Source organism: Xanthomonas sp. LMG 12462 (assembly GCF_009192885.1).
In the GTDB taxonomy this organism is placed as follows: domain Bacteria; phylum Pseudomonadota; class Gammaproteobacteria; order Xanthomonadales; family Xanthomonadaceae; genus Xanthomonas_A; species Xanthomonas_A sontii.
The window spans coordinates 1-21,486 of record NZ_NMPP01000097.1 but is presented as its reverse complement, the minus strand read 5'-3'; the positions used below and the strand labels follow the sequence as shown (position 1 = coordinate 21,486).

Genomic DNA, 21,486 nt, shown 5'->3' with positions numbered 1-21,486 from the left:
CTGTCGCTTCCGCGTGCCGCGGGCGCCTGCGCGCGCGCGCTTCCGCGGCATCGACTACTTCCCGATCGATCCGCAGTGGCGGGTGGTGGCCGACTGGTATCCGGTACCGGCGCCGCGGGCGATGGTGCTGCTGACCTCGATCGGCACGCCGCAGCCGCTGGCCCTGGTCGGCAGCGCTGAGTTCGTGCTGCGGGGGCGGCGCTACAAGCTGCAGATCCTGCGCGATTTTCCACGCGCGCTCAGTGCGCGCCGACGTAGTTCTTCTCGCCGGCGGTCACCGCCACGTCCAGGCGATTGCCCACCGGAGCCAGCGGGCACACCACGTGCGGGGTGAACGCGCATGGCGGGTTCTGCGCCAGGTTGAAGTCCAGCACGATGCGGTCGCCCTGCGGCGCCGGCACGAACAGATAGCGGGCGCCGCCATAGCTCTCGCGGCCGCTGGTGCGATCGGAGAACGGCAGGAACAGGCGCTGGCTGGCGCCGTCGCGCAGGATCTGCAGCTTGTAGCGCCGCCCCCGCAGCACGAACTCAGCGCTGCCGACCAGGGCCAGCGGCTGCGGCGTGCCGATCGAGGTCAGCAGCACCATCGCCCGCGGCGCCGGTACCGGATACCAGTCGGCCACCACCCGCCACTGCGGATCGATCGGGAAGTAGTCGATGCCGCGGAAGCGCGCGCGCGCCGGCGCCTGCGGATCGCGGAAGCGCCAGCCGAACAGGTTGCCGGTGCGCACCACGTAGAACTCCTGCGCCCCCAGCGCAAGGCGGGTCTGGGTGTCGTGCGCCGCGTCGGTCTCCAGGCGGCCACCGGCGAACGGCTGGCCGTTCACCTGCACCGCCGCGTCCGCCGCGGGCTGGAACTGCACGCCCTCCTGCGGATCCACCTGCAGCATGCCCAGATGCGCCGGGCCGGCCGGCAACTGCACATCGTTGTCGGGTGCGCTGCCGACCCGGTGCAGGCCACTGTGCAAACGCCCGGAGCCTGTGAAACTCAACCAGCCCGACGGCGCACGCAATGTCGCCAGGCGCTGCGCACGATTGCGCTCCACCGCCTCGCGATAATGCGTGGCAGATTGCGCGCGTGGCGAGGCGTCGGCGCCATCGGCCGACGTGCGGCGGTCGCCGCAGGCGGCCAGGCCCAGCAGCATCGCCAGCCCGCAGGCCTCACGCCAGCGCATGGTGCCGCCCCTGTCGCGTGCCATCGTGCATGCGTTCCGTGTGGACCCGCGCCGGCCCTAGCCGATGGCGCGCGGTCGCGCCGGATCGGCGATCCAGCCGCTCCAGGAGCCGGCATACACGCGCGCGCCGTGCAGGCCGGCATGCTCCAGCGCCAGCAGCAGATGGCAGGCGGTGACGCCCGATCCGCACATCAATACCACCTCGCGCGGATCGCGTCCCTGCAGCAGCGGCTGCAGTTCCGCGCGCAGTTCCTGCGCCGGGCGCAGGCGGCCGTCGCGCAGGTTCTGCGCCAGCGGCCGGTTGAGCGCGCCGGGCACATGCCCAGGCAGCGGGTCGATCGGCTCCACCTCGCCACGGAAGCGCTCGCCGGGGCGCGCATCCAGCAACCAGCCCGGCGCCTCGTGCAGGCGTGCGGCGACCTCCTCGGCGGAGACGATGCGCGCCGCATCGAAGACCTGCGGATACGGCGGCAGCGGCGACGGCGCGGTGGCCGCGTCGGTTTCCGGCAGGCCCAGCCGGCGCCATTCGGCCAGGCCGCCGTCGAGCACGGCGACCCGACGATGGCCGAGCAGGCCCAGCATCCACCACAGGCGGGCAGCGGCCATGCTGCCGTCGCCGGCGTCGTACACCACCACCTGGTGCTGCGGGCCGATGCCCCACTGCCCCAGGGTGCGCGCGAAGGCCGCGTCGTCCGGCAGCGGGTGCCGGCCCAGGCCGGGACGGCCGAGATCGGACAGATCCGCGTTCAGATCGGCGTAGACCGCGCCGGGCAGGTGCGATTGCGCATAGGCTTCGCGCGCGGCCGCCGCCGCAGCAGGATCGAGCAGCGCCGCCGGCACGAACCGCGCATCGACCAGGCGCAGCGCGGGATCATCGAGCGCGGCGGCCAGCGTCGGCGCCTCGACCAGGGTGTGCCATGCGGGGGACGTTGCGGTCATGCGGCTTGCTCCAGTCGGCGGCGCAGGTTGAGCAGGATCGCCGCGGTCGCGCCCCAGATCCGCTGGCCGGGCCAGCCGTACTCCAGCACGACGCGCGGGCGTCCACGGTAATCGGTCTCGATGCTGCGCAGGTTGTCCGGCGCCATCAGGTAGGCCAAGGGCACTTCGAACACCTCGGCCACCTCGCCCGGATGCGGCTGCGGCACGAAGCGCGGATCGATCGCCGCGACCACCGGCATCACCCGGAAGCCGCTGATGGTGACGAACGGATCCAGGTAGCCCAATGGCTCGGCCTGCGACGCCGCCAGTGCGATCTCCTCCTCGCTCTCGCGCAGCGCCGCGGCCACCGCATCGGCGTCGCTGGCCTCGATGCGGCCGCCGGGAAAACTGACCTGGCCGCCGTGGTGACGCAGGCTGTCGGTGCGCCGGGTCAACAGCACATGGGTGCCGTCGGCGCGCGGCACCAGGCCGGCCAGCACCGCCGCTTCCACCGGCGCGCCGTCCGGCAGCAGATCCTGCAGTTCGTGGTGGTTCCAGCCCGGCCCCGCCGGCGGCTGCTGCAGCGGGTGCAGTGCGCGCAGCAGGTGCGCGCGTTCGGCCAGGCGCTGCCCCGGCGACGGCGACCAGCCGCGGCCCGGCAGAACCTCGTCCATGTAGCGGCGGCGTTCGGCGTCGCTCATGACGCGCCAGCGTGCGATCTCGTCGCCGCTGCGCAGGCAGCCGGCGCAATAGCCCTGCGCATCGAGACGGCAGAGACCGATGCAGGGCGTGAGCAGGGCATGCGGAACGGGATCCATCGGATTCGACACCTTGCCAGCCTAGCGCGATTCGTCGGCGCCGTCGTTGCCTGCCCAAAAAAATTGCGCCGGCATCGCTGCCGGCGCAATCGTCGTGCACTGAACCAGCGTGCTTACTTGACGCTGACCAGCTTGATCTCGAACTGCACCGCCACGTTCGGCGGGAACGGCGTACGCGGGTCGGCACCGTAGGCCTTGTCCGGCGGCAGGGTCACTTCCCACTTGGAGCCGGCCGGCATCTGCAGCAGCGTGTCGCGCATGGCCTGCATCTCGACTTCGCTGACCTTGATCGCCGGGATCTGCTGCGCCGGACGCGCCTGCGCCGGACGCTGGCCGAACGGGTACGGACCGGCCACTTCCAGCTGCACGGTGCTGGCCTGGGTCGGCTTGGCACCCTTGCCGGCCTCGATCACGCGGTACTGCACGCCGCTGGGCAGCACCTGCACGCCAGGCTTGGCCTTGTTCTGGGCCATGAACTGGTCGCTCTTGGTCTTGTTCTCGGCAGCGGCCTTCTCGTAGTCGGCCTTGGCCTGCTGGGCGCGGGCCTGCTCGCGCTTCTGGAACGCTTCCACCGCCGGCTTCAGCTGGTCGGCGCTGACCGCCGGCTGCTTCTTGGCGTAGGCGTCCTGCAAGCCCTTCACCACCGCATTGATATCGAGCTGCTCGCCGCGGCCGGTGAGTTCGGCAAGGTTGTTGCCGTAGTCGTAGCCGAAGTAATAGCTCAGCTTGCCCTTCTCGGACGAGGTGTCCTGGGCGAACGCATTGCCGCTCAGGGCGAGGGCCGCGACAGCGACCGCAATAGAACGCAACTTCATCAAACAATTCTCCAGGGTGGTGGCACAGGGCGGCCCGTGCCGCCTGAGATGACGCGTTAGGATAGCCGCCGCGGCGCGTAACCGCTACCGACGACGCTGCTCTGACTGGTGCGGCCCGCCCAGAGTTCCCATTACCTTTTTTTAACAACCAGGAATGCACATGTCCGGCACGCCGGTCCTCGCCGATACCCAGGGTGCGATCCGCATCCTCACCGTGAATCGAGCCGACAAGCTCAACGCCTTGAATCGCCAGGTTTTGCAGGCGCTGGATGCGGCCTTCGCCGCGGCCGCGGACGACCCGCAGATCCGGGTGGTGGTGCTGACCGGCGCCGGCGAGAAAGCCTTCGTGGCCGGCGCCGACATCGCCGAGATGAACGAACTGACACCGGTGCAGGGCCGCGACTTCTCGCAACTGGGCCAGCGCCTGATGCGCCGGATCGAGCGCATGCCCAAGCCGGTGCTGGCGATGGTCAACGGTTTCGCCCTCGGCGGCGGGCTGGAACTGGCGATGGCCTGCCACCTGCGCGTGGCCGCCGAAGGCGCGCGCCTGGGCCAGCCGGAGATCACTCTCGGGCTGATTCCCGGCTTCGGCGGCACCCAGCGCCTGCTGCGGCTGGTCGGCCGCGCCGCAGCGCTGGAACTGTGCCTGCTCGGCGCGCCGATCGACGCGGCGCGCGCACTGCAATTGGGCCTGGTCAACCGCGTGGTCGCCGCCGGCGAACTGCAGGCGACCACGCTGAAATTGGCGCAGCAACTGGCCGATGCCGCACCGCTGGCGCTGCGCGGCATCCTCGACGCGATCCAGATCGGTGGCGAAAGCGCGATCGAACAGGGGCTGGAATACGAGACCGCGCAGTTCGGCCTGCTGTTCTCCAGCGAGGACATGCGCGAAGGCACCCGCGCCTTCCTGGAGCGGCGCCCGCCGCAGTTCCGCAACCGCTGAGCCCGCACACGATGTCGCACGCCCCCGCTCCCGCCACGCCGCTGCAGTTGCTGCGCTGGATCCTGGACGACGATCTGGATGCCGCGATCGACGGCGGCCTGATGGACTACCGCGGCACCGATCCGGAGGACGATCGCCTGGATCCGGCGCATCCGCAGTTGCGCGCGCAGGTGCTGGCCGCGCAGCAGCGCCTGCGCGATGCGTGGGACGCACGTGCGCGCTACCGGGCGCGCAGCGCGCGCTTGGAACGCCGTACCAATGCGCGCCAGGCGCGACGTGCGGCAGCGACACCGATCGCCTCGACGTCGACCACGGCCACACCGAGCGCGCCGGCCCTGCCGGCGGCCGCCGCGGCGATCCTGGCCCGCGCCAAGGCCAAGGCCGCGCAGCGAGGCGGCCAATGAGCGCGACCGCGAGCACGGGCGCAAGCACGCCTGCACGGCGCGGACGCCTGCTGAGCAAGGACGAGATCCACGAGCTGTTCTCGCGCCTGTCCGAACTCAACCCCAGCCCGACCACCGAGCTGGAATACGACAGCCCGTTCGAACTGCTGATCGCGGTGATCCTCTCGGCGCAGGCCACCGACGTCGGCGTCAACAAGGCCACGCGGCGGCTGTATCCGGTGGCGAACACGCCGGCCGCGATCCTGGCGCTGGGCGAGGACGGCCTGAAGCGCTACATCTCCACCATCGGCCTGTTCAACGCCAAGGCCAAGAACGTCATCGCCACCTGCCGCATCCTGGTCGAGCAGCACGGCGGCGAGGTGCCGCGCTCGCGCGCCGCGCTGGAAGCGCTGCCCGGGGTCGGCCGCAAGACCGCCAACGTGGTGCTCAACACCGCCTTCGGCGAACCGACCATGGCGGTGGACACGCACATCTTCCGCGTCGCCAACCGCACCGGGCTGGCCCCGGGCAAGGACGTGCGCGCAGTCGAAGATTCGCTGCTCAAGCGCGTGCCGGCGCAGTTCCTGTACGACGCGCACCACTGGCTGATCCTGCACGGCCGCTACGTGTGCAAGGCGCGCAAGCCCGACTGCCCGCAGTGCGCGATCCGCGACCTGTGCCGGTACAAGGACAAGACGCAGGGTTGAGCGCCGTGCCGCGGCGCCGGCCGGTACAGCGCCGGGGATGTCGGCTTGGGCAACTTGCGCGGCGCATGTCGTCCGCCGCTGCGCCCGTCGCGGTTGAAACCGCTTCTACAGTTCTCCACGAGAGGCCACCTGGCCGCTGTAGCAGCGACTATCGTCCACGGTCGTCGACGCGAACCGTGAAAGGCGCCCCGGCCCGCGCCCCATCGCGCGCCTCGGCGATCGCGCCGCAAAAAAAGAAAGGCGGCGCAATGCGCCGCCTTTCGTCCCACGTGCGGGAATCTCCGCGAATCAGAACGACAGGTCGCCCCAGACGCCGAATTCCTTGGTTTCCACGTCGGTCTTCTTGCTGGCATTGTCCTGGTGCGTGTACTTGTACACGGTGGCCAGCTTCAGGTTCTTCAGCACCGGGAACTCGACGCCGACGTTCCAGTACTTGTCGGCCAGGGTCGGGTCGATGGTCTTGCTCAGGTCGGTCTTGTCGTAGCGGGCGAAGGCGTTGATGCCGCCGTCGGTCAGCGCCACGCTGCCCCACACCGACCAGCCGCTGGACTTGTCGGTGGCCGGGGTCAGCACGTTGTTGAGGTTCTTGGCCTGGAAGTACTCGCCGCCCAGACGGAAGTTGGAATCGGCGTAGGCGACCATCGCATCGGCGCGGGTGTAGTCGTGCTGCGCGTCGAGGATGTCGGTTTCCTTGCCCAGCTTGCCCGAGTAGGCGCCGACGGCGATGGCCAGGTTCTGCATCGGCATGTAGGCGACGCGGCCTTCCACGTCCATGCCCTTGCCGCGGGTCGGGTTCTTGTAGCCGGCACCGTTGACCACCGACATCGCGTAGTTGACCTGCGAGCCCAGGTCGCCGAAGGCGTGCAGGCCCCAGTCGGAGGAGTTGGCGTACTTCAGGCGGTCGGTCAGGGTGTTCTCGACGTAGCGGTAGCCGTAGAACTTCTCGACGAACGGCACCCACGGCATGTCGGCGGCACCGATGCGCAGGGCGAAGGCGTCGTCGAACTTGCCCTGCACGTAGGCCTTCTTGACGAACAGCTGGGTGTTGGACAGCGCCGAGCTGTACTGGAAGTCGGTGGTCAGGTTGGCCGACCAGATCTCGTTGAAGCTGTGGTCGACGGTCAGGTAGAAGCGCTTGACGTCCAGACCGGTGCCGCTGGCGGCGGTCTTGGCGCCGCCGCTGGTGCGGTCGATGTTGGTCAGGTCGAAGAACATGCGGCCGCCGATCTTGTTGTCGTTGACCAGCTTGGCGAGCTTGTCGACCTTGGCGGCGCTGGCCTGCGCCGTTTCGGTCGCCTGGGCCTGCACGACATTCACTTCCGACTGCGCGTCGGACTGCGCCTGCAGGGCTTCCGACTGCGCCTGCAGCTGCTGGACCTGGGTCTGCAGCGCTTCGATCTGGGCCTGCAGCTGCTGCAGCTGGGCAGCGCTGACGGCGGGCGGGTTGCTGCTGGCCTTGGCCTTCGCCGCGAACGCCTGCGGCGCCGACGCGAGGCCGAGGCTGGCGAGGATCGCCGTGGCGAGAAGATGGGAACGCATTAGAATTTCTCCGATGGGTGGTGGCAGGGTGGTATGGGTGCGGTGCGGCCCCAGTGCGATGGCCCGACCATTTGTAAAGATTCCGTCAAAGACATGACGGTTTTGAGTCAGCTTCGTTTCGAAACGAAGGCAACCCCGTCCGGGAAGGCTGTCACCGGACTGACATCTGATTTTCTTCAGACGTTCATGAAAAAGTCTTGGAATGCAGCCGATGCCGGCCGGGGTGCCGGCATTCCACCTATTTCAGGAGTTCTCCCGATGCGTTCCCTCAAGCTCCGACTGCTGGCAGCCGCCGCGGTCGCTACGTTTTCGCTCGCGGCGCAAGCCACCGATGTCACTGGCGCAGGCTCCAGCTTCGTCTACCCGGTGCTGTCGAAGTGGTCGGCTGCCTATGCTGAGAAAAGCGGCAACCGCGTCAACTACCAGTCGATCGGTTCCGGCGGCGGCATCGCGCAGATCCAGGCGGCCACAGTCGATTTCGGCGCCTCCGACAAGCCGCTGAGCGGCGCGGATCTGGAAAAGTTCGGCCTGGGCCAGTTCCCGGTCGTGATCGGCGGCATCGTGCCGGTGTTCAACGTGGCGGGCGTGGCCCCGGGTGCGATGAAGCTCGACGGCACCGTGCTGGCCAACATCTTCCTCGGCAAGATCACCAAGTGGAACGACCCGGCGATCGCCGCGCTGAACCCGGGCCTGACCCTGCCCGACCTGAAGATCACCATCGTGCACCGCTCCGACGGTTCGGGCACCAGCTTCAACTTCACCAACTACCTGTCCAAGGTCAGCCCGGAGTGGAAGAGCAAGGTCGGCGAAGGCACCGCCGTGCAGTGGCCGGCCGGCATCGGCGGCAAGGGCAACGAAGGCGTGGCCGCCTACGTCAAGCAGATCCGCGGCGGCATCGGCTATGTCGAGTACGCCTACGCGCTGCAGAACAAGCTCAGCTACGCCGGCATGAAGAACGCCGCCGGCCGTTTCGTGATGCCGGACGACAAGACCTTCTCCGCTGCCGCCGCCACCGCGGACTGGAAGTCGGCCAAGGACTTCAACCTGATCATGACCAACGCGCCGGGCCAGGAGGCGTGGCCGATCACCGCCACCACCTGGGCCATCATGTACAAGAAGGCCAAGAAGCCGGCGTCGTCGAAGGCCGCGCTGGACTTCTTCAAGTGGTCGTTCGAGCAGGGCCAGCCGCAGGCCAAGGCGCTGGACTACGTGCCGCTGCCGGAGCCGCTGGTCAAGCAGATCGAAGCCTACTGGGCGCAGAACATGAAGTAAGCCGGCGTCTCGCCCGTCCGGCGCTCGCGCGCCGGCACGGCGATGTCCCGAAGGCGCGGACCGCAGGGTCCGCGTCTTTTTTTGTCCCCGCTGGCGGCGCCGTGCGGAGGCCAGCGGAGGCCCGCCGCCCTGCCCTGCCACGGTCCCGGAAGGCGGCGCGAGCACCGCATCCCGTGATGGCGTCCGCCAACCAGTCCGCAAGTCATCTCGCTGTAACAAAAATATCATTTCATAGCGAGCATCCGCCGGATGTCCCGGCGCTCTTCGCTACGGAGTGACCCCCATGAAACTGCAGCCGGCGCGCATTGCCGTCCTGTCCCTCGCCCTGGCCTTCGCCGTCACCGCCTGCCAGCCCGGCAACGGCGACAAGCAGGGCGCCGCCGATGCGGCAGGTGGGACGCCCGCTGCCGCGCCGGCCGCCGGCGCCAAGACCGCGGCGGAGATTTCCGGCGCCGGTGCCTCCTTCATCTACCCGCTGATCTCCAAGTGGTCGGCCGACTACAACGCGGCCACCGGCAACAAGATCAACTACCAGTCGATCGGTTCCGGCGGCGGCATCGCCCAGATCAAGGCCGGCACGGTCGATTTCGGCTCTTCCGACAAGCCGCTGGACAGCGCCGAGCTGGCCGCTGCCGGTCTCGGCCAGTTCCCCTCGGCGATTGGGGGGGTGGTGCCGGTGGTCAACCTGGACGGCATGGACGCAGGCAAGCTGCGGCTGACCGGCCCGGTGCTGGCGGACATCTTCCTGGGCAAGATCAGCAAGTGGAACGACCCCGCGCTGACCGCGCTGAACCCGGGCGTGACCCTGCCCGACACCAAGATCAACCTGGTGCACCGCTCCGACGGCTCTGGCACCAGCTTCAACTTCACCAACTACCTGTCCAAGGTCAGCCCGGAGTGGAAGGGCAAGGTAGGCGAAGGCACCTCGGTGCAGTGGCCGGGCGGCGTCGGCGGCAAGGGCAACGAAGGCGTGGCCTCGTACGTGCAGCAGATCAAGGGCTCGATCGGCTACGTCGAACTGGCCTACGCGCTGCAGAACAAGATGCCGTACGCGTCGATGCAGAACGCCGCCGGCAACTGGGTGCAGCCCAATGCCGAGAGCTTCGCCGCGGCCGCCGCGTCGGCCGACTGGGCCAACGCCAAGGACTTCAACCTGGTCATCACCAACGCCTCGGGCGCGCAGGCGTGGCCGATCACCGCCACCAACTTCATGCTGATGCACAAGCAGGCCAAGGACCCGGCGCGCAGCAAGGCGACCCTGGACTTCTTCAAGTGGGCCTTCGAGAAAGGCCAGCCGCAGGCCGACGCCCTGCACTACGTGCCGCTGCCGCCGGAACTGGTGCAGCAGATCGAGTCCTACTGGAGCAAGGAATTCAAGTAAGCGCCACCGCGGTGCGCACTGCGCGCACCGCGGCGGCAACCGGCGACCGGCGGTGCAGTCCAGGCGCCGCCGGTCGCCGTCTCGGCAACTTGTGATCCGGACTTTCGGGTTCCCGCCTGTGCGGGAGCGATGCAACCACCCACCGCGCGCGGTCATCCCCGCCGCGGCCACGATCGGGGCGCGCAGGCGCGTGCTCCGGCGACGACCGAGCCCATGAACAGCACTGTCCTTCCCGAAGCGATGTCGGCGCCACGCGGACGCGACCTGCGTGACGCCCGCGCCGACCGATTGTTCCGCTGGATCCTCACCGCCACCGTCGTTTTGGTACTCGTCGCCCTGGGCAGCGCTGCGCTGTCGATGCTGTGGGGCGGCCGTCATGCCCTGCAGCTGCAGGGCATGAGCTTCTTCTACTCCAGCGAGTGGAACCCGGTCGAGAACAAGTACGGCGCACTGGCGCCGATCTACGGCACCCTGGTGACCGCCTTGATCGCGATGCTGATCGCGGTGCCGGTGAGCTTCGGCATCGCCTTCTTCCTGACCGAAGTGGCGCCACGCTGGCTGCGCGGCCCGGTCGGGACCGCGATCGAACTGCTGGCCGGCATCCCGTCGATCATCTACGGCATGTGGGGCCTGTTCGTGCTGATCCCGATCATGTCCGAGTACGTCACGCCCTGGCTCAACGACCACCTCGGCACGTTGCCGGTGATCGGCCCGATCTTCCAGGGACCCCCGATCGGCATCGGCCTGCTCACCGCCGGCTTCGTGCTGGCGATCATGGTGATTCCCTTCATCTCTTCGGTGATGCGCGAAGTGTTCCTGACCGTGCCGACCCGGCTCAAGGAGTCGGCCTACGCGCTCGGCTCCACGCGCTGGGAGGTGAGCTGGGACATCGTGCTGCCCTACACCCGCTCGGCGGTGATCGGCGGCATCTTCCTGGGCCTGGGCCGCGCGCTCGGCGAGACCATGGCGGTGGCCTTCGTGGTCGGCAACACGGTGCGCCTGTCGCCCTCGCTGCTGGAGCCGGGCACCACCATCGCCGCGCTGATCGCCAACGACTTCGGCGAGGCCACCGGCGATTACCGCTCGGCACTGCTGCTGCTGGGCTTCGTCCTGTTCCTGGTGACCTTCGTCGTGCTGGCGATCGCCCGCCTGATGCTGGCGCAACTGTCGCGCAAGGAGGGCAACTGAGATGGCCGCCGACATCGCACACCGCCTGTACAACCGCCGCCGCGTGGTCAACTTCGTGGCGCTCACCCTGTCCTGCCTGACCGCGCTGTTCGGGCTGGTGTTCCTGGCCTGGATCCTGTGGACCCTGCTGGCCAAGGGCATCTCCGGCATCAACCTGGACCTGTTCACGCGCATGACCCCGCCGCCCGGCGAGGACGGCGGCCTGGCCAACGCGTTCTTCGGCAGCGCGGTGATGTGCGGCCTGGCGCTGCTAATCGGCACGCCGCTGGGCGTGGCCGCCGGCACCTGGCTGGCCGAGTACGGCAACGCGCGCAAGACCGGCCAGGTGGTGCGCTTCGTCAACGACATCCTGCTGTCGGCGCCGTCGATCGTGCTCGGCCTGTTCGTCTACACCCTGTACGTGATGCAGACCGGCGGCAATTTCTCGGCGCTGGCCGGCGCGCTGTCGCTAGCCTTCATCGTGCTGCCGGTGGTGGTCCGCACCACCGACGAGATGCTGCGGCTGGTGCCGGCGCAGATGCGCGAGGCCGCGCTGTCGCTGGGCATCCCGCAATGGAAGGTGACCATCCAGGTGCTGTACCGCAGCGCCTCGGCCGGCATCGTCACCGGCGTGATGCTGGCGCTGGCGCGCATCAGCGGCGAGACCGCGCCGCTGCTGTTCACCTCCTTCGGCAACCTGTACTGGAACAACAACATCCTCAAGCCGATGGCCAGCGTGCCGGTGGTGATGAACAACTTCGCCGGCAGCCCCTACCCGACCTGGCAGCAACTGGCCTGGTCCGGCGCGCTGGTGCTCACCGTCTTCGTCCTGCTGGTCAGCCTCGGCGCGCGCGCCCTGCTGGTGCGCAACAAGATCTCCAACGATTGATTCCCCTATGGACCCGGCCATGAACGATCACCACAACGCCGCCCCGATGCACCGCATCGCCATGCCCAACGGGCACACCGCGCTGGCGCCGTCGCCGGTCAAGATCGCCGCGCGCGGCCTGGACTTCTACTACGACAAGTACCACGCGCTGAAGGGCATCAACCTGGAAGTGCCGGAGAAGCGCGTCACCGCACTGATCGGCCCCTCCGGCTGCGGCAAGTCCACCCTGCTGCGCATCTTCAACCGCATCTACGCGCTGTACCCGAAGCTGGAAGCGCGCGGCGAGGTGCTGCTGGACGGCGAGAACATCCTCTCGCCGAAGTACCCGATGAACCGCCTGCGCAGCAAGGTCGGCATGGTGTTCCAGAAGCCGGTGCCGTTCCCGATGACCATCTTCGAGAACGTCGCCTACGGCATCCGCCACCACGAGAAGCTGTCCAAGGCCGACATGGCCGACCGCGTCGAGCACGCGCTGCGCCAGGGCGCGCTGTGGGACGAGGTCAAGGACAAGCTCGGGCAGAGCGCGCTGGGCCTGTCCGGCGGCCAGCAGCAGCGTCTGTGCATCGCCCGCGCGGTGGCGTTGCGTCCGGACGTGCTGCTGCTCGACGAGCCGACCTCGGCGCTGGACCCGATCTCGACCAGCCGCATCGAGCAGCTGGTGGAAGAGCTGAAGAACGACTACACCATCGTCATCGTCACCCACAACATGCAACAGGCCGCGCGCGTGTCCGACTACACCGCCTTCATGTACCTGGGCGACCTGATCGAGCACGACCGCACCGAAATCATCTTCTCGCAGCCGAACAAGCAGCAGACCGAAGACTACATCACCGGCCGTTTCGGCTGAGCCGCTGCGGCCGCCGCTGCCTCGACGCAGCGGCCGCGCCCGCCGCCCCACGGGCGGGCGCCCGGCGACGCCAGCACCGCACCGCCAGGCATGGCCGCGGCGACACCAACGCACCTATTGGACCTACGACATGAACACTCAGCCCAACGAGCACATCGTGAAGAGCTACGACGAAGAACAGCATCGCCTCGCCGCCGAGATCGTGCGCATGGGCGAAACCGCGGTGGCGCAGTTGGAAGCGGCGCTGGACGTGGTCGAACGCCGCGACGACAACGCCGCGCTGCGCATCGTCGTCAACGACGAAGCGATCGACGCGCTCGAGCACTCCATCAGCCACGACGTCATGCGCCTGGCGCTGCGCGGACCGATGGCACGCGACCTGCGCGAGATCCTGGCCGGCCTGCGCATTCCCGCCGACGTCGAACGCATCGGCGACTACGCCGCCAACGTCGCCAAGCGCTCGATCGCGCTGAACATGTCCCCGCCGATGCCGCAGACCCTGGGCCTGCGCCAGCTCGGCAAGCTCGCCGCCGAACAGGTGCGCGCGGCGCTGGCCGCCTACCAGAACAACGACGCCGACGCCGCGCTGCTGGTGCGCCAGGGCGACGCGCAGCTCGATGCGCAGTACACCGCGCTGTTCCGCGAGCTGCTGACCTACATGATGGAAGACCCGCGCAACATCACCCCGTGCACGCATCTGCTGTTCATGGCCAAGAACCTGGAGCGGATCGGCGACCACGCCACCAACATCGCCGAGAACGTGTGGTTCCTGGTGCACGGCGACGAGCCGCTGCCGCCGCGCGACAAGCGCGACGAGACCAGCTCCACCAGCGGCATCTGACCCCCGGCGTGCGGACCGGCCATGCGCCGTTCCGCCGCCGCTGGCGTCCCCGGGCTCCGTGCGCAACGGAGCCTTTTTTTGTCGCCACGCACCGCCGCATGCAGCGCGGTGCGGCAGCGGGTAGGCTTGGCGCACTGCCGGCCACACCGACCGGCCCCCGTCCATCGCCAGGAGCCTGCGCATGTCCACGTCGTCCCGTCCGTCCTCTGCCCTCGCCGGTGCGGTCCTGCTTGGCGGGATCGGCCTGTCCGCCTCCGCGCTGGCGATGACCGACCTCGCCCAGGGCTATGCGCTGGGCGCGCAGGCTGCCGTCACCCCGCCGCAAAGCACCGAGGCGAGCGCGCCGGCAACGCCGACGCCCGCGCCGACGGCGCACAACGGGCAGGCCGCCGACCCGGCCAAGGCCAGCGAAGGCGGCTGCGGTGCCAAGGCCGGCGACGGCAGTTGCGGCGCGCACGCCCCGGCGGCGCCGCCGGCCAAGCCCGCGGCGGCCGGGAGCGCCGCCACGCCCCAGGCCAAGCACGACGACAAGGCCATGGCCGAAGGCAAGTGCGGCGAGGGCAAATGCGGTGGCAGCCTCTGAACCACCCCGGTACGACGCCGGGCCGCTGGCCGCGGCCAGCGCCGGCCTCGGGCTGCGCCGTGGCCTGCTGCAGGACCTGCTGCAGGCGCAGGCGGACGCGTTCGACTTCCTCGAATGCGCGCCGGACAACTGGATCGGCGTCGGCGGCCGCCCCGGCGAATTGCTGCAGACGCTGAGCGCGCGGCATCCGCTCAGCTGCCACGGCCTGTCGCTGTCGCTGGGCGGCGTGGCGGCGCTGGACACCACCCTGCTGCAGCAGACCCGGCAGTTCCTCGACCGGCACCGGGTCGCGCTGTACAGCGAACACCTCAGCTACAGCGCCGACGACGGCCACCTCTACGAACTGCTGCCGCTGCCGTTCACCGACGAGGCGGTGCGCCACGTCGGCGCGCGCATCGCCCAGGTGCAGGACGCGCTGGGCCGGCGCATCGCGGTGGAAAACGTCTCCTACTACGCCGCACCTAGCCAGACGATGAGCGAAGCCGCCTTCGTGACCGCAGTGCTGGCCGAGGCCGACTGCGACCTGCTGCTGGACGTCAACAACGTGCACGTCAACGCCAGCAACCACGGCGACGACGCGCTGGCCTTCCTCGCCGCTCTGCCCAGCGCACGCATCGCCTCGTACCACGTCGCCGGCCACCGCGACGACCAAGCCAGCGGGCTGAAGATCGACACCCACGCCGCGCCGGTGGCCCACCCGGTGTGGACCCTGCTCGCCGCCGCCTACCGCCTGCACGGCGTGCGTCCCACCGTGCTCGAGCGCGACGGCCAGTTCCCGCCGCTGGGCGAGCTGCTCGACGAAGTGCAGTGCATTCGCGCCGCGCAGGCGCATGCGCAGTCGCCCGACGCATGAGCGATACCCTGCGCGCGCAGCAATTCGCGCTGACCCGGCACCTGCGCGATCCGCAGCGCTACCCGGCGCCGGCGGACATTCCGCCGCAGCGCCTGGCGGTGTATCGCGCCCTGTTCTTCGACAATCTGGCGCAGCTGCTGAGCGGCCAGTTCCCGGTGCTGCGCGCCACCCTCGGCGAGGCCGACTGGACGGCGCTGCTGCGCGCGTTCTGCGCCGAGCACCGCGCTCGCACCCCGCTGTTCCCGCGCCTGGGCGAGGAACTGGTGGCGTTCCTGCAGCAGCGCGCACCCGATCCGCAGCATCCCTGGCTGGCCGAACTGGCGCACTACGAGACCGTGGAACTGCAGGTGCAGATCGACGATGCGGCGCTGCCGCCGCACGATCCGCGCGGCGACCTGCTCGACGGCATCCCGCTGCTGTCGCCGTGGCTGCGCCTGTTGCGCTACCGCTGGCCGGTGCAGCGCATCGGCCCGGCCTGGCAGCCGGACACGGCGCCGGCGCAGCCGACCTGTCTGCTGGCGCGGCGCGAGGCCGACGGCCAGGTGCGCTTCGCCGAACTGGCGCCGCTGGCCTATGCCGTGCTGGCGGCGCTGCAGTCCGGCACGCGCAGCGGACGCGCACTGCTGCTGGATCTGGCCGCCGCGCACGGCCTTGCGCCTGCTGCCCTGCTGGACGAGGGCGCGGCCCTGCTGGAACGGCTGCGCGCGCAGGGCAGCGTGCTCGGCACGCGTTTGCCCGAGTGACGCCGCGGCGGCCGGCGGCCGCGCTCTGCTAACCTTGGCGGATGAACGATTCGGTCGACAGTCCCTCGCAACCCCTGGTCATCACCCCGATGTCGCGGCGTTTCCGCGGCTATCTGCCCGTGGTGGTGGACGTGGAAACCGGCGGTTTCGACTGGAACAAGCATGCGCTGCTGGAGATCGCGGTGGTGCCGATCGAGATGGACGATTTCGGCCAGCTCTATCCCGGCGTCACCGCCAGCGCTCACGTGGTGCCGGCGCCCGGCACCCTGATCGATCCGAAGTCGCTGGAGGTCACCGGCATCGTCCTGGACCATCCGTTCCGCTTCGCCAAGCCCGAACGCGAGGCGCTGGACCATGTGTTCGCGCCGGTGCGCGCAGCGGTGAAGAAGTACGGGTGCCAGCGCGCCATCCTGGTCGGCCACAACGCCCATTTCGATCTCAACTTCCTCAACGCCACGGTCGCCCGCTGCGGCCACAAGCGCAATCCGTTCCATCCCTTCAGCGTGTTCGACACCGTCACCCTCGCCGGCATCGCCTACGGCCAGACCGTGCTGGCGCGCGCGGTGCAGGCCGCCGGCTTCGACTGGAACGCCGCCGACGCGCACAGCGCGGTCTACGACACCGAGCAGACCGCGCGCCTGTTCTGCAAGATCGCCAACGCCTGGCCGGCCCCACCGGTCGGCGCAGCGCCATAGCCGCGGCATGGATTGCAAGGCACGCGCGCGCCGCCAGCCGCTCGCATGACCCGCCACCTGCTGTTCGTCTGCAGCCGCAACCGGCTGCGCAGCCCCACCGCCGAACAGGTGTTCGCCACCTGGCCCGGCGTGGACACCGCCTCGGCCGGCGTCGACCACGACGCGGACACCCCAATCACCCCGGAACTGCTGGAGTGGGCGGACATCGTCTTCGTCATGGAACCGGCGCATCGCAACAAGCTGTCGCGGCGGTTCAAGCGCCATCTCGGCCGCGCACGCATCGTCTGCCTCGACATCCCCGACGACTACGGCTACATGGATCCGGCGCTGGTGCAGCTGCTGACCGCGAAGGTGTCGCGGCACCTGCCCGCGCGCTGATCCTGTGCTCGCCCGCCGCACCCAGCGCGCAGACGCCCCCCCACGAACGATCACCCTTCCAGTGAACAAGACCGACGCCCTGACCTTCCTGCGCGCGCAGCAACCGCTGCCCGACGACGACCAGCTCACCCAGGACCTGATCGACGCCTACGACGCGGCGAGACGCCTATTCCTCGCCGCTCCGGACCACGCCGCGCTGCCGCTGTTCCTGCGCTCCTTCGGCAAGGGCGACGGCTGGGGCGTCTATCCGCTGGTCGAAGACCTGTTCCATGCCTGCAGCCGCGGCGAGGCCATCGTAGCAATCCGGGAGGCGCTGGAAGATCCCCTGCTGTCCGACGGCAGCCGCTACTGGGTCACCCAGCTGGCCGCCGCCTTCGCGGATCCGACCATGCGCAGCGGGCTGGCCCTGTCGTTGCGCTCGGAATCTGCGGATACCCGCGAGGCGGCGCAGGTGGCACTGGAGAGTGTGGACGACCAGGACGCGCACTGAAACGCTCGCGTCAACGCTGCACGCCGCCGCCAAGGGCAGCGCCCAACGACAGGCCGCCCGCGTTTCTCAGCCCACGCACACCCGATCGCGCCCCATGCCCTTGGCCCGGTACAGCGCGCCATCGGCGCGCTCCAGCCACTGGCTCGGCGTGTCGTCCGGGCGCAGCGCGACCAGGCCGGCGCTGAAGGTGACGCGCAGCGCCGGCGCCTCGGGCGCCCACTGCAGGCGTGCATGGAACAGGTCGCGCAGGCGCGTGGCCAGGCGCTCGGCGTCGGCCAGCGGCGTGTCGCCGAGCAGCACCGCGAACTCTTCGCCACCCAGGCGCGCCGGCAGGTCGGAGGCGCGGCAGGCGCTCAACAGCAGTTGCCCGACCTCGCGCAGCACCGCATCGCCGGTGGCATGCGAGTAGCCGTCGTTGATCTGCTTGAAGCGGTCGATGTCCATTACCAACAAGCACAGCGGCGCGCCACTGCGCTGCGCGCGCTGCATGCTGTGCACCAGCACCTCGTCGAAGTGACGCCGGTTGGGCAATGCGGTCAGCGCATCCTCGTGCGCCAGGCGCTCGAACGCGGTGGCCTGGCGCTGCAGTTCCGCCAGCAACTGGCTCTTTTCGGCATCGGCCTGCAGCAGGCGCTCGGTCTGCAGCCGCAGCGCGCTGGTGCGCCGCGCCACCAACCGCTCCAGGCGCAGGGCGCGACGCTTGTAGCGCGCGATCAGGTAACGGTACAGCAGCACCAGCGCCAGCAGCAGCGCCACCGCGGCCGCCGCATGGACGCTGTGCCGCTGCCACCACAGCGGCGCCACGCTGAAGCGCCACACGGCTTCGCGGGTGCTCCAGGCGCCGTCCGGATGCGCCGCGGCCACGTGCAGGGTGTAGTCGCCCGGCGGCAGCCCGATGAACTCCACGCTGCGCTGGTTGCCGCGATCGATCCAACCGGTGTCCAGGCCGTCGAGCCGGGTGCGGTAGCGGATACGCTCGGGCAGCAGGTAGCTGAGGCCGACATAGGACACGGTGATGCGCTTGGCGCCGGGCAGTTGCGACGTGTTCTGCCAGGGGAAGGGCTGGCCATCCAGCAACACGCTCTCGATCGCCGCCGGCGGCGGCAGGCGATCGCGGAAGCGCGCCAGGCGCCGCGGATCGACCATGCTGACGCCGCCGGCGGTGACCAGCCACACCGTGCCATCGTGGCGCAAGATCATCGACGGCCCGGAGCTGCCATTGCCCTGGGCGTTGGACATGCCGTCGATCTCGTCGTAACGGCTCACCTGCAACCGCGCCTGGCGGCCGTCGGCGACCGCGTCCAGCGCCGCCGCGGTGGTCCGCAGCACGCCGCGGTTGCTGCTGATCCAGACGTTGCCGAGGCGATCGCGGACCAGTTGGAACACCGTATCCACGGGCATGCCCTGCTCCAGCCCCACCCGCGCCAGCTGGCCATCGCGGTCGCGGTGCAGGCCGCGGTCGGTGGAAATCCACACGTCGCGGCCCAACGCCTGGAATCCGAACACGGTGCGCGCGCCGCCCAGCGGTTCCAGCGCCAGCTTCCGCACCCGGCCGTCACGCAGTACCGCCGCGCCTTCGACCGAGCCGATCCACAGTGCGCCGTCGACGCTGGCCAGGGCGGTGATCAGGCCGTGCGGCAAGCCGGGCACGTCCGGCACCGACAGCCGGTCGCCGTCGATGCGCATCACCCCGCTGCGCGTGCCGATCCAGACGGTGCCGGCGGCATCGACGCTGAGCGCACGCACCTGCCCGCTGGGCAAGCCCTCGTTGGTTCCGTAGTGGCGCACGACGCGGCCGTCGCGCAGGCGGAACACGCCGTCGGCGTAGGTGCCCATCCACAGGTCGCCGTCGCGGCCGCGCGCCAGGCTCAGGACCGATGGCGCGTCGCGCAGCGCAACCGGGGCGATGCGGCCATCCGGCGCCATCCGGTCCAGCCCGGCGGCGCTGCCGATCCACAGCGCGCCGTCCGGCGTCTCCAGCAGCGCGCGCACGTAGTCGCCACTGAGTCCGTCGCGGCGGGTGTAGCCGGCGAACAGCGTCTCGCGCAGCCGGAACAGGCCGCCATTGGCGCCGATCCAGATGCTGCCCTCGGCGTCCTGCAGCAGGCTGACGATGCGCCCGTTGGGCAGCACGTCGCCCGGCAGCATGCGCTCGATGCCGTGCACACTGATCCGCAGCAATCCCTGGTTCTCGGTGCCCAGCCAGATCGCGCCATCGCGGTCGCGCAGCATCGAGGTGAAATGGCCGTAGCCCGGCAGGTGCTGCACCAGCACCGCCTGCTCGCCCTGCAGTCGGTACAGGTTCTCGCCGGCCACCAGCCACAGCGAGCCGTCCGGTGCCCGATACGGCCAGGCCAGCCCCGGCGGCAGGCCGAACGCGGCCGGCGCGCGCCGCAGCACGCCCTGCGGGTCGCGGTACAGCAGGCCATCGAGACTGCCGATCCAGATCCGCCCCTGATCGTCGGCGGCCATGTGCGGGAAGCTCGCCGCCAACGGCAGGTCGCGCGGCGCCGGCTGGTAATCGAAGCGACCGTCCGGCCACAGGCAGCCCAGGCCGTTGCCTTCGAACAGCAGCCACATGCGGCCGTCGCGGTCCTGGGTCATGGCGTGGATCAGCGCATGCGGCCAGCCCGGCGGCTGCCGCCAGAAACGCCAGTTGCCGGCCGCATCGTGGCGGCCGAGATTGCCGCGCGAATCGCTCAGCCACAGCGCGCCGGCGCGGTCCACGTACAGCGAGCCCACGCCGTTGTCGGGCAGGCCCGGGCGGGTGCTGCGGTCGATGACGGCGAAGTCCAGGCCGTTGTAGCGCACCAGCCCTTCCCAGGTGGCAAACCACAGACGGCCGTCCGGGGTCTGCGCCAGATCGCGCAGAGAGTTGTGCGGCAGGCCGTTGCGCGAGGTCCAGGAATCGATCGCGTAGTCGCGTAGCGGCGGCACCCCCTCTGCGCCACCATCGGCGGCAACGGCGCGCCACGCCACGCCCAATGCCAGCAGCAAGAACAGCAGCACCGGCCACGCGCGCGCGCGGTCGCGTGCTGTCTCCCCCCTCCCCCTGGCGACGCTCACTGTCCCGACCCGATCCGACGCAGGCGGGGCGCGACAGGACCCTGGCGCGGGGGTCCAGCGTCAAGGGGACGGGGGCGACACAGACTCATTACCGGAGCGGAACACGGGACGAGCGCCCATGGTAGGCAAAAAAGCGTCGCTGCGGGTGGAGGCGGTAACAGGCTGCGGGAAAAGGACGCGTGAAGATTGCGCGGCGGTTAAGCCGGAGCGGCCTTCGCAGAGCGCAGCAGCAACAACATTCCATCGCAGCGCGCTCTGATGCGCGAAGGCTTCGCCACGTACCCTCACCCCAACCCCTCTCCCGGGGGGAGAGGGGCTCCAGGCGCCACGCGCTCCCCTTCTCCCGCCGGGAGAAGGTGCCCCGAAGGGGCGGATGAGGGTAAGGGCGAAGCCTGGGAAAACACCGATCGCAGCGGCGACAAGGGTACGGGCGAAGCCTGGTGTCGTTCTGATGCGCGAAGGCTTCGCCCCGCACCCTCACCCCAACCCCTCTCCCGGGGGGAGAGGGGCTTCAGGCGCAGCGCGCTCCCTTCTCCCGCCGGGAGAAGGTGCCCCGAAGGGGCGGATGAGGGTGCGGGCGAAGTCTGGTGCTGTCCTGATGCGCGAAGGCTTCGCCCCGTACCCTCACCCCAACCCCTCTCCCGGGGGGAGAGGGGCTCCAGGCGCCACGCGCTCCCCTTCTCCCGCCGGGAGAAGGTGCCCCGAAGGGGCGGATGAGGGTACGGGCGAAGCCTGGGAAGACATCGATCGCAGCGGCGGACAAGCGCGCGGGCGAAGCCTGGCGTCGTTCTGATGCGCGATGGCTTCGCCCCGTACCCTCACCCCAACCCCCTCCCCGGGGGGGGGGGGCTCCAGGCGCCCCGCGCCCCCCTCTCTCCCCCGCGGGGAAGGGGCCCCGAGGGGGGGGGCAGGGGTATGGGGGAGCCCTGGGAGGCAACTGTCTTGGGGTGGAGCAGCGCAGGGCAGGAGCGGCGGCGTGGTGT

General features: G+C 69.9%; 22 protein-coding genes. 16 read left to right on the top strand and 6 right to left on the bottom strand.

What is annotated here, in order from left to right; translation table 11 throughout:
- The first annotated feature begins 13 nt into the window (after positions 1-13).
- The gene (locus CEK69_RS19905) at positions 14-334 is read left to right on the top strand and encodes a DUF1684 domain-containing protein (protein WP_226975242.1); all 321 of its coding nucleotides are present in this window, start codon (positions 14-16) and stop codon (positions 332-334) included.
- Here CEK69_RS19905 and CEK69_RS19900 read toward each other — a convergent pair.
- The 4 genes from CEK69_RS19900 to CEK69_RS19885 all read right to left on the bottom strand — a co-directional run bounded on the left by CEK69_RS19900 (position 240) and on the right by CEK69_RS19885 (position 3,726).
- Positions 240-1,175 carry a DUF1684 domain-containing protein gene (locus tag CEK69_RS19900; RefSeq protein ID WP_193314048.1) on the bottom strand — a complete coding sequence of 312 codons (936 nt, stop codon included), beginning with the start codon at positions 1,173-1,175 and terminating at the stop codon, positions 240-242. The genes CEK69_RS19905 and CEK69_RS19900 overlap by 95 nt on opposite strands.
- A gap of 57 nt (positions 1,176-1,232) precedes the next feature.
- The gene (locus tag CEK69_RS19895) at positions 1,233-2,114 is read right to left on the bottom strand and encodes a sulfurtransferase (protein ID WP_152247544.1); all 882 of its coding nucleotides are present in this window, start codon (positions 2,112-2,114) and stop codon (positions 1,233-1,235) included.
- Positions 2,111-2,911: a DUF1289 domain-containing protein gene (locus tag CEK69_RS19890; RefSeq protein WP_152238620.1), complete on the bottom strand. Its 801-nt coding sequence runs from the start codon at positions 2,909-2,911 to the stop codon at positions 2,111-2,113. The genes CEK69_RS19895 and CEK69_RS19890 overlap by 4 nt, the downstream gene beginning before the upstream one ends.
- Before the next feature lie 113 nt (positions 2,912-3,024).
- Positions 3,025-3,726: an FKBP-type peptidyl-prolyl cis-trans isomerase gene (locus CEK69_RS19885; protein WP_017908716.1), complete on the bottom strand. Its 702-nt coding sequence runs from the start codon at positions 3,724-3,726 to the stop codon at positions 3,025-3,027.
- Positions 3,727-3,886: 160 nt separating this feature from the next.
- Between CEK69_RS19885 and CEK69_RS19880 the strand changes: the two genes are divergently transcribed.
- From CEK69_RS19880 to nth, 3 genes are read left to right on the top strand one after another with little or no spacing between them, the layout of a single operon-like run.
- Complete coding sequence (locus tag CEK69_RS19880) at positions 3,887-4,669, top strand: enoyl-CoA hydratase-related protein (RefSeq protein ID WP_152247542.1); 783 nt, start codon at positions 3,887-3,889, stop codon at positions 4,667-4,669.
- Between the two features lie 11 nt (positions 4,670-4,680).
- On the top strand, positions 4,681-5,073 hold the full coding sequence (locus CEK69_RS19875; RefSeq protein ID WP_152247540.1) for a hypothetical protein: 393 nt from the start codon (positions 4,681-4,683) through the stop codon (positions 5,071-5,073).
- Positions 5,070-5,759 carry an endonuclease III gene (nth, locus tag CEK69_RS19870; RefSeq protein ID WP_152247538.1) on the top strand — a complete coding sequence of 230 codons (690 nt, stop codon included), beginning with the start codon at positions 5,070-5,072 and terminating at the stop codon, positions 5,757-5,759. The genes CEK69_RS19875 and nth overlap by 4 nt, the downstream gene beginning before the upstream one ends.
- A 288-nt stretch (positions 5,760-6,047) precedes the next feature.
- On the opposite strand, the gene CEK69_RS19865 is transcribed toward nth, so the two are convergent.
- On the bottom strand, positions 6,048-7,298 hold the full coding sequence (locus CEK69_RS19865) for a porin (RefSeq protein ID WP_017910158.1): 1,251 nt from the start codon (positions 7,296-7,298) through the stop codon (positions 6,048-6,050).
- A 258-nt stretch (positions 7,299-7,556) separates the two neighbouring features.
- On the opposite strand from CEK69_RS19865, the gene pstS (CEK69_RS19860) reads away from it, so the two are divergent.
- From pstS (CEK69_RS19860) to CEK69_RS19805, 12 genes are all read left to right on the top strand, one after another.
- Complete coding sequence (gene pstS / locus CEK69_RS19860; protein ID WP_043092424.1) at positions 7,557-8,570, top strand: phosphate ABC transporter substrate-binding protein PstS; 1,014 nt, start codon at positions 7,557-7,559, stop codon at positions 8,568-8,570.
- A 283-nt stretch (positions 8,571-8,853) separates the two neighbouring features.
- On the top strand, positions 8,854-9,951 hold the full coding sequence (gene pstS, locus CEK69_RS19855) for a phosphate ABC transporter substrate-binding protein PstS (protein WP_148828066.1): 1,098 nt from the start codon (positions 8,854-8,856) through the stop codon (positions 9,949-9,951).
- 213 nt (positions 9,952-10,164) lie between these two features.
- Entirely contained in the window at positions 10,165-11,139 is a 975-nt protein-coding gene (pstC, locus tag CEK69_RS19850) for a phosphate ABC transporter permease subunit PstC (protein WP_026143658.1), read from the top strand.
- Between the two features lies 1 nt (position 11,140).
- Positions 11,141-12,007 carry a phosphate ABC transporter permease PstA gene (gene pstA, locus CEK69_RS19845; protein ID WP_017910162.1) on the top strand — a complete coding sequence of 289 codons (867 nt, stop codon included), beginning with the start codon at positions 11,141-11,143 and terminating at the stop codon, positions 12,005-12,007.
- A 19-nt stretch (positions 12,008-12,026) separates the two neighbouring features.
- Positions 12,027-12,854 carry a phosphate ABC transporter ATP-binding protein PstB gene (pstB, locus tag CEK69_RS19840; protein WP_152247536.1) on the top strand — a complete coding sequence of 276 codons (828 nt, stop codon included), beginning with the start codon at positions 12,027-12,029 and terminating at the stop codon, positions 12,852-12,854.
- 130 nt (positions 12,855-12,984) lie between these two features.
- Positions 12,985-13,695 carry a phosphate signaling complex protein PhoU gene (gene phoU, locus CEK69_RS19835; protein ID WP_017914020.1) on the top strand — a complete coding sequence of 237 codons (711 nt, stop codon included), beginning with the start codon at positions 12,985-12,987 and terminating at the stop codon, positions 13,693-13,695.
- Between the two features lie 181 nt (positions 13,696-13,876).
- Positions 13,877-14,278 carry a hypothetical protein gene (locus CEK69_RS19830; protein ID WP_152247534.1) on the top strand — a complete coding sequence of 134 codons (402 nt, stop codon included), beginning with the start codon at positions 13,877-13,879 and terminating at the stop codon, positions 14,276-14,278.
- Positions 14,265-15,131: a DUF692 domain-containing protein gene (locus CEK69_RS19825; RefSeq protein WP_152247532.1), complete on the top strand. Its 867-nt coding sequence runs from the start codon at positions 14,265-14,267 to the stop codon at positions 15,129-15,131. Before CEK69_RS19830 ends, CEK69_RS19825 begins: the two co-directional genes overlap by 14 nt.
- Positions 15,128-15,874 (top strand): putative DNA-binding domain-containing protein, encoded by a 747-nt coding sequence (locus tag CEK69_RS19820; RefSeq protein WP_152247530.1) that lies wholly within the window; start codon positions 15,128-15,130, stop codon positions 15,872-15,874. The genes CEK69_RS19825 and CEK69_RS19820 overlap by 4 nt, the downstream gene beginning before the upstream one ends.
- A gap of 41 nt (positions 15,875-15,915) precedes the next feature.
- Positions 15,916-16,569, top strand: coding sequence for a ribonuclease T (rnt, locus tag CEK69_RS19815; protein ID WP_017911007.1), 654 nt, complete (start codon positions 15,916-15,918; stop codon positions 16,567-16,569).
- Between the two features lie 45 nt (positions 16,570-16,614).
- On the top strand, positions 16,615-16,947 hold the full coding sequence (locus tag CEK69_RS19810; RefSeq protein WP_017913456.1) for a low molecular weight protein tyrosine phosphatase family protein: 333 nt from the start codon (positions 16,615-16,617) through the stop codon (positions 16,945-16,947).
- A 61-nt stretch (positions 16,948-17,008) separates the two neighbouring features.
- On the top strand, positions 17,009-17,437 hold the full coding sequence (locus CEK69_RS19805; RefSeq protein WP_043092432.1) for a hypothetical protein: 429 nt from the start codon (positions 17,009-17,011) through the stop codon (positions 17,435-17,437).
- Positions 17,438-17,503: 66 nt separating this feature from the next.
- On the opposite strand, the gene CEK69_RS19800 is transcribed toward CEK69_RS19805, so the two are convergent.
- Entirely contained in the window at positions 17,504-20,416 is a 2,913-nt protein-coding gene (locus CEK69_RS19800; RefSeq protein ID WP_226975240.1) for a ligand-binding sensor domain-containing diguanylate cyclase, read from the bottom strand.
- Between the last annotated feature and the right edge of the window lie 1,070 nt (positions 20,417-21,486).